This is a genomic window from Mycobacterium sp. (assembly GCF_036488105.1).
Taxonomy (GTDB): domain Bacteria; phylum Actinomycetota; class Actinomycetes; order Mycobacteriales; family Mycobacteriaceae; genus Mycobacterium.
On the sequence record NZ_DASXHW010000495.1, the window covers coordinates 1 to 6,804 of the forward strand.

Annotated in this window: 9 protein-coding genes and 1 pseudogene; 6 read left to right on the forward strand and 4 right to left on the reverse strand. The window is 65.6% G+C overall.

From position 1 onward, the window contains the following. Nucleotides 1-1,119, reverse strand: a 1,119-nt coding sequence (locus VGH54_RS26060; protein WP_331515024.1) for an amidohydrolase family protein, incomplete at its 3' end; no start/stop codon positions are given. Between the two features lie 147 nt (nt 1,120-1,266). On the opposite strand from VGH54_RS26060, the gene VGH54_RS26065 reads away from it, so the two are divergent. The 4 genes from VGH54_RS26065 to VGH54_RS26080 are packed head-to-tail and all read left to right on the forward strand — an operon-like array spanning nt 1,267 to nt 2,853. Next, nucleotides 1,267-1,878, forward strand: a complete 612-nt coding sequence (locus VGH54_RS26065) for a TetR/AcrR family transcriptional regulator (RefSeq protein WP_331515025.1) — start codon at nt 1,267-1,269, stop codon at nt 1,876-1,878. Then, nucleotides 1,875-2,315, forward strand: a complete 441-nt coding sequence (locus VGH54_RS26070) for a pyridoxamine 5'-phosphate oxidase family protein (protein WP_331515026.1) — start codon at nt 1,875-1,877, stop codon at nt 2,313-2,315. Before VGH54_RS26065 ends, VGH54_RS26070 begins: the two co-directional genes overlap by 4 nt. Beyond that, nucleotides 2,308-2,667, forward strand: coding sequence for a hypothetical protein (locus tag VGH54_RS26075; protein WP_331515027.1), 360 nt, complete (start codon nt 2,308-2,310; stop codon nt 2,665-2,667). Before VGH54_RS26070 ends, VGH54_RS26075 begins: the two co-directional genes overlap by 8 nt. Before the next feature lie 36 nt (nt 2,668-2,703). After that, the gene (locus tag VGH54_RS26080) at nt 2,704-2,853 is read left to right on the forward strand and encodes a hypothetical protein (RefSeq protein ID WP_331515028.1); all 150 of its coding nucleotides are present in this window, start codon (nt 2,704-2,706) and stop codon (nt 2,851-2,853) included. 5 nt (nt 2,854-2,858) lie between these two features. Here the strand turns inward: VGH54_RS26080 and VGH54_RS26085 are convergent, their stop codons facing one another. Genes VGH54_RS26085 through VGH54_RS26095 form a run of 3 tightly spaced genes read right to left on the reverse strand, consistent with a single transcriptional unit; the run spans nt 2,859 to nt 5,512 of the window. After that, a complete protein-coding gene (locus VGH54_RS26085) occupies nt 2,859-3,878 on the reverse strand; it encodes a DUF2889 domain-containing protein (protein ID WP_331515029.1) in 1,020 nt (339 codons plus the stop codon). Nucleotides 3,879-3,888: 10 nt separating this feature from the next. Next, nucleotides 3,889-4,323, reverse strand: coding sequence for an OB-fold domain-containing protein (locus VGH54_RS26090; RefSeq protein ID WP_331515030.1), 435 nt, complete (start codon nt 4,321-4,323; stop codon nt 3,889-3,891). A gap of 1 nt (nt 4,324) precedes the next feature. Beyond that, entirely contained in the window at nt 4,325-5,512 is a 1,188-nt protein-coding gene (locus VGH54_RS26095; RefSeq protein WP_331515031.1) for a thiolase family protein, read from the reverse strand. A gap of 111 nt (nt 5,513-5,623) precedes the next feature. On the opposite strand from VGH54_RS26095, the gene VGH54_RS26100 reads away from it, so the two are divergent. After that, a complete protein-coding gene (locus VGH54_RS26100; protein ID WP_331515032.1) occupies nt 5,624-6,082 on the forward strand; it encodes a MaoC family dehydratase in 459 nt (152 codons plus the stop codon). Further along, nucleotides 6,079-6,804, forward strand: a pseudogene (locus tag VGH54_RS26105) (thiolase family protein); the annotation flags it as partial. The gene VGH54_RS26100 and the pseudogene VGH54_RS26105, both read left to right, overlap by 4 nt.

Sequence of the window (6,804 nt, forward strand, 5' to 3'; positions counted from 1 at the left end):
GTCCATGCCCTCGGCGTACTGCCAATAACGCTTGGGCTCGGCCAGGCCTTCGGGATGCGGCCAGTCCGAGCCGAACATCACCTTGTCCCATCCGACGGTTTGCACGACGTCGGCCACCGAACCCTCCCAGAACGGGCTGACCCAGACGTTTCGACGAAAGACCTCGTGTGGGTGCTCCGGGAAATTCTGCGGCATCTTGTTGTACGTCGACTGCAGGTCGTCGAACAGTGGCTTGATCCATGCGCTGCCGTTCTCCACGCTGGCGATGCGCAGCTTCGGGAACCGGGTCAACGTGCCGTGGCAGATCAGGCTGGTGAGCATGTCGGCAATCTCACGGTGACCGAGCGCGGTCCACTTGAATGCGGACATCTCGAACGCGCTACTGGTCGACGGCGGCTCCCACTTGTCGATGTACTCCTGCAGCGGAGGTTGGCTGGCGTGCAACACGATTGGCAGCCCGGCGTCTTCGACGTCGCGCCAGAACGGATCGAACTCGGGCAGGGCGGGGGAGCGCCACCCCTTGTAGCCGTTCACCGGCGCCGGCTTGATCAACGCGACCTTGGCGCCGTTGTCCAGGATGTAGTCGAGTTCGCGACGCGCTTCGTCGACGAGTCCCAGGGTTAGCACCGGCGTTGAGTAGACCCGGTTGGCGTGGCTGAAGCCCCAGTGCTCCAGCATCCATTGGTTCAGGGCATGGATGATCGCCACGGTCAGTTCGGGATCCTCGGCGGCCGAATGCTCGACCAGATTAGCCAGCGTGGGGTAGTTCAGGCACGAGTCGACCCCCTGGCGATCGAGTTCGGCGATCCGGTCCTCGGGGTTGCGCGCACCCGGCGGCGTGTCGATGCCACGGCCGGACATCTCCCGCATCGACAGACCCTCGGGGTTTTGGCCGGAGTAGAACTTCTCGTGCGCACCGGGAGCGGCGACCCGGTCGAACGTCGGGTTCGGCATGTAGTCGGTGATTTTGTTCAGGATCGCGATGCGAGTGTGCCTGCCGATCTGGACGAACTGCACCTTCGGCTGGAATTCCTTGGGCAGATACCTCGTCAGCGCATCGGGGTTCTCGTACATGTGCTGATCGGCATCGAAGATCGGTGCATCTTTGAACTGGGTCATCGTTGTGCCTCTCCCGGCTCGACATACGGCTCGTTTAAGAGCTTGGCTGAACTTGACAGTTGTGTCAAGTCTGTATCTCGACGACCACGAATAGTCATTTGAGCTGTGGTGATTGCAGTTGACGACACTGTCATATAAAGTCGCCGCATGACGGTGACCTCGGCTTCGCCCGCCGAACGGCAACTGGACGCCACCCGCGGTGAGCGCACCCGCTCGGCGATCCTGGATGCCAGTCGTCGTCTCTTTCTGGAACGCGGCTACGCGGGCACGCCGATCAACGCGATCACCGAAGCGTGCGGCATCTCGCGGGCCGGCTTCTATACCTACTTCAAAGACAAGCGCGAGATCTTCAACGTGCTCGGCAAAAACGCCTACCGCGAGGTCCTCGCGGTCATCGCCGAGTGGGCCGAAGGCGGCGAATCGCTCGGTCCAGCCGACATCCCCGCTTGGGTCGGCCATTACTTCGACTACATGGACCACCACGGCGCGTTCGTGCTCGCGTCGACGCAGTCGGCGCCCGACGACGACGACTTTCGAAAGTCGCGCAACCGCATGGTGACCCGAGCGTCGTGGAAGCTAGGGCAGGCGATCGCCGGAAATGGCGCGCATTCCCCAGACGTCATCGGGGTCGCGGTGATGGGCCTGCTGGACCGGGCCTGGCACACGGTCCACCGGCAGACCGTCGCCGTCGAGCGCGACGAAATGATCGCGGTGGTCGCCGAGATGATCGTCGCGATGGCAACGCCTCTCGCGTCGTGATCCCGCTGTCGCTGGACGCGCCGGACCTCGTCGAGTTCATCCGTGCCAACCACCGCGTGTTTCTCTTCTGCCGCGACCGCGCCCGACGTCCGATCGGCTATGCCATGCGTTCGGTCGCCTATCGCTCCGCCACCCGCTGCCTCTACTTCGCCACCTATGCCAAGAGCGCCAAGGTCCAACACCTGCGCTCGGCTCCCGAGGTCGCATGCTTGATCGGCGACGACGAGGGGTGGATCACCGTTGGTGGCCTCGCGCACGTCTACCAACCATCCGCAGCCGAGGTCGACGAACTTGTCGGCGAAAGGTCACCGGATCACCGGGTACCCGACTCGGTCGTGACGAAGGTCCGCGACCGCCTTCTCAGCGGCAAGCGGTGCTTCATCGGCCTGACGCTCACCGAGGTCCGCGCCGCCGATCTCCCCGATCGACATGCCTAGTCCGCGCAGCGGCGGCCCGGTTGCGATGGCCGAGGACGAACTAGCCGAGTTCTTGGCGCAGGGGCCGAGCGGCGCGATCTGTGTCGTCGACGCCGACGGCCAGTTGCTGGCCCTACCGGCGCGGGTGGTCGACTTCGACTCCGCCACAATCGCCGTCACCGTCGGCGGCGTGAATGGCGACGCCACGCAACGCGCTGAGATCCAAGCCTGCGTGGTGGCCGACACCTTCACCGCCTATCGGGACATTCGCGGTGTGATCGTGCAGGGCACAGCGATATGGCCACCTCCTTCGGATGATGTAGCCACGCTGAGCGTCAGCTGCATCGTGACGTTCTCGTTCGCCAACGCCTAGAGGATTGGGCGCCGACATTCTGGCTACCCAGTAGCCATGTCAGGATTCGATACCAGCCAACCGATCACCGACGAGGCGTCCCTCGAGGACATCGACGAGGTCGACGACGCGACCAAGCAGAAGGCCGCGTCCAAGCGGCCTGCTGAACCCGACGAGTTGGGCGACGCGACGCCAGGCCCGCGCTGAGGCGCTCAGGCTTCCTTCACGAGGCGTATCAACGCCTCGGCATCGGCGATGCTGCGCAGCAGGTCATTGAGATGAGTGCAGGTGCTGGTACCGGACAATTCCTGTCGGACCCGAAAGTGCAGTTCCTGCAACGTCATTCCGATGATTCGCGCAGCGCTCGCGACCGCGCCGGGACACTCCTGCCACGGCAGCACCCGTGGTGTGGCAACGGATTCGACGATCACGCCGGAGTCGGTGTCCACGACGACGGCCAGCGTGTACTCGTGGATGATCGTCTCCACCCCGTCGCTTCGCACATAGGTGTCGCGGAACATCGCGTCGATGCCGACTCGTGACGGCGACTCACCCTGGTAGACATCGATGCGCCGTCTGCGGCGCATGGCGTGGCGTGGTAACGCCGCCACATGGTGCCAGGCCCAAGAGTCGTCGCCGTGATCGAGGTCGGGAGCCTCCGGGCCGGTGACGATCACGGGATCGCCTGCCTCGAACGAGGTCAGCAGCAGCCCGCCGGTCGCGAAACCCGCGCACTGGTCGGCGACCGGCAGGTACCCCGACTTCGCGACGTCTCCGAGCAGGTTCGACGCCGACAGTGCATGGCCTGATATCAGCGTGGCGACGGGAACATCGTCCAGCAGCGTGTAGCGCAGGTCGCGCGCCTGCCGCAGCTCGGGAGCCACCTTGTCGGCCGCGGCGCGGAACCCGCTCATCGCGGGCGCGCCGGCCAGCCGGGACATGGCGGCGACCGTTGGCGTCACCTCAACATGACGGACAACACGGGCAATCAGCTCGATAGTGGCCGAGAGCGTCGCGGAGTCGAACTCGTTCACTGTTCCGTCGGCCGCCGTCCACAGATCACGCGCCCGCCCGTTCAGATACACCGGGTCCAGTGAGCCTTCGTCGCGGGTCATGTCGATCGACGTGGTGCGGCGCGCGGACCGGGGACGACGCGATGGATTGCCGGTCGTGGGCTCGTGCACGCCGTGCAGAGGATGCAGCCCGAAGGGCGGGGAGCCCAGGTCCGTCACCGAATCGACATTAGCGCCCCGAGGCCGGTCGGAACGCGAAGGTTACCAACGACTGACCGTCGGCGGTCTCCAGCGTGGTGGTGGTCGACACCAAGGGCTGGCCGATCCGTAGCTCGGCCGGATTCGCCTCGACGATCAGTGTCTCCACCAGCACGCTTTCGCTCAACTCGACGAAGCCAATCACATAGGGCTGGAACACCTTTGGATCCCGATTGCCCTTGTACGGCAACGGTGGCGGGAACTCCTGGGTGGTGTAGGTGTAAAGCGTTCCCTCGGTGGACAACTCGATTGGCTCGATGTCCTCCTGGATTTCGGGGTCGCCGTCGAAGAGCTCGGGCCGCTCGGCCGGGAACTTCACCGCACCCGACGAACGCCTGCGCGAGCCGAACAGCACCGCGCGGTCGCCGTCGACCCGGAACAGTCCCTCGGTGATCAGGGCGGTCATCTCAGGCCACCTCGATGACCATCGCGGCACCCATACCGCCGCCGGCACACATCGACAGAACGCCGATACCTCCACCGCGCCTGCGCAATTCGTAGATCGCCGAGGTGACCATCCGGGCACCGGTCGCCGCGATCGGGTGGCCGAGGCTGATGCCCGACCCGTAGACGTTAACGATCTCCTCGTCGAGACCCAGTTCGCTGGCACACGCCACCGCCTGGGCGGCGAACGCCTCGTTGATCTCGAACAGTGCGACGTCCTCGAGTTTGCGGCCGGCCAGTTCGAGCGCCTTAGGGATGGCCTTGATCGGCCCGCTGCCGGTCCGCGTCGGGTCGAGTCCGACCTGCGTCCAGGACAGCACGCTTGCCAGCACGTCCCGCTGGGTCTCCGGGCTCGCCAGGGCCACCACCGCCGCGGCATCGTTGATGCCGGAGGAGTTTCCTGCCGTCACCGTGAAGCCGTCGATCTCGGGATGCAGTACTTTCAGGCTCGCCAGCGACTCCATCGAGCTTCCCCGGCGCGCATGCTCGTCTTCGGCGAAGGTCACCGTGGTCCCGTCGGCCTGCGGAACCTGGATCGGCACGATCTCGTCGAGGAAAGCGCCGGCGTCGATGGCTTTGATCGCGCGCTGATGGCTGCGCAGCGCCCACTCGTCCTGTGCCTCGCGGGTGATCCCGTACTGGATGTTGCAGTTGTGAGCAACGGTGATCGACATGTCCATCGCGGGTGCGTCCGCGGTCGGCGGATGCGACTCGGGGAACCACTGCTCATAGTCCTCGGCGGACTTGCCTGTGGTGAAGGGTTTGCGCTTCTGCATTACCGGGCCGGTGGACAGCGATTCCATGCCCCCGGCCAGGATGGCGCGACTCATTCCGGACGCAATCTGACCCGCGCCGACGGCGATCGCCGACAGGCTCGAGGCGCACTGCCGGTTGACCGCCAGCCCAGGAACGTCGAGTAGCCCGAGGGCAACTGCGATGTAGCGGGCGCTGTCGCCGCCGCCTTGCATGCTCTCGGCCAGTACCAGGTCGTCGAACTCCGCGGCGTCAAGGCCGGACCGATCCACCACCGCCGCGACGACGGGCTTGGCGAGCTCGATCGCGGGCATGTTGGCCAGCGTGCCCTTGCGCGCGGTTCCGATCGGTGTGCGGGCAGCGGCCACGATCGCTGCGCGGGACGTTGTGGTGGCCATGTGACTCCCAAGATCGTCAAAGTTGACGGGCTGCTTGCCCGATGAGCGAGGCCAGTCTATACCGTTAAATAGATATCGGTATGTCGGCGTAAGCGAGTTTGGGAGTGACCCGTGAAGGTGATCAAGTCCGTGGACGACGCGCTCGCAACGATCGGGGAGGAACTCGGCGTCAGCCGGTGGGTGGACATTGACCAGAGCCGGATCGACGCTTTCGCCGACGTGACGATGGATCACCAATGGATCCATGTCGACGTCGAGAAGGCCAAGGCCGAAAGCCCTTACGGCGCAACGATCGCGCACGGCTTCCTCACGCTCTCACTGATCCCCGGCGTGAGCAAGGACAACTACCGCGTCGAGAACGCCAAGATGGGCATCAACTACGGCCTGAACAAGGTGCGGTTCCTGTCCGCGGTCACTGCGGGCAGCCGCGTCCGGGTCAGGTCCGAACTCGCGGACGCGGCCAGGGTCGCCGACGACACCGTGAACCTGACCGTGCGTCACACCGTCGAGATCGACGGCGTCGACAAACCGGCCGCGGTGGCCGAACTGATCGCTAGGTTCGTCTGGTGACTGGCGGACCGTTCGAAGGCAGAGCCGTCATCACCGGGGCGGGTAAGTCCCAGGTCGGCCGCAGACTCGGGCGGACCGGATTGGACCTCACCCTTGAGGCGGTGCTGCGGGCGATCGCCGACGCCGGGTTGAGCGTCGACGACGTCGACGGGATCGCCAGCTACCCGGGACCGGGTGTGCCGGACCCCGGATTCTCCGGGGCCACCGTCCAGGAGGTCCGCAACGCACTCGGACTGCGCTCCCGCTGGTACATGTCGGCTTTGGAGACCGCGGGGCAGATCGGCCCGGCGATCGAGGCATGCATGGCGGTCAGTCTCGGGCTGGCCAACCACGTCGTGGTCTACCGGTCGGTGTGGGAATCCACCGCCGCGCAGCAGGCCGGCGGCGGCCGCGCCTCAGTGCTGTTCGGCGGTGGCGCGTTGCCCCCACACCTGGAGTGGACGGCGCCTTTCGGCGCCCTGTCGGCGGCGAACTGGCTGGCGATGCCGGCCCAGCGGTATATGCACGACTTCGGTTTGACGCGCGAACATTTGGGCCGCATCGCGATCAACGCCCGCACCAACGCCGGACTCAACCCCGATGCGATCTACCGCGAACCGATGACGATGGACGACTACATCAGCGCGAGAATGATCTCCGAGCCGCTGTGCCTTTACGACTGCGACGCCCCATGCGACGGCGCCACCGCCGTGATCGTGTCCCGCCGCGACGCCGCCAACGGC

What these genes read in the sequence shown, in the direction of transcription:
- VGH54_RS26065 (WP_331515025.1), top strand. Translation starts at nt 1,267, where the DNA reads ATGACGGTGACCTCGGCTTCGCCCGCCGAACGGCAACTGGACGCCACC.
- VGH54_RS26075 (WP_331515027.1), top strand. Translation starts at nt 2,308, where the DNA reads ATGCCTAGTCCGCGCAGCGGCGGCCCGGTTGCGATGGCCGAGGACGAA.
- VGH54_RS26080 (WP_331515028.1), top strand. Translation starts at nt 2,704, where the DNA reads ATGTCAGGATTCGATACCAGCCAACCGATCACCGACGAGGCGTCCCTC.
- VGH54_RS26090 (WP_331515030.1), bottom strand. Translation starts at nt 4,323, where the DNA reads ATGACCGCCCTGATCACCGAGGGACTGTTCCGGGTCGACGGCGACCGC.
- VGH54_RS26095 (WP_331515031.1), bottom strand. Translation starts at nt 5,512, where the DNA reads ATGGCCACCACAACGTCCCGCGCAGCGATCGTGGCCGCTGCCCGCACA.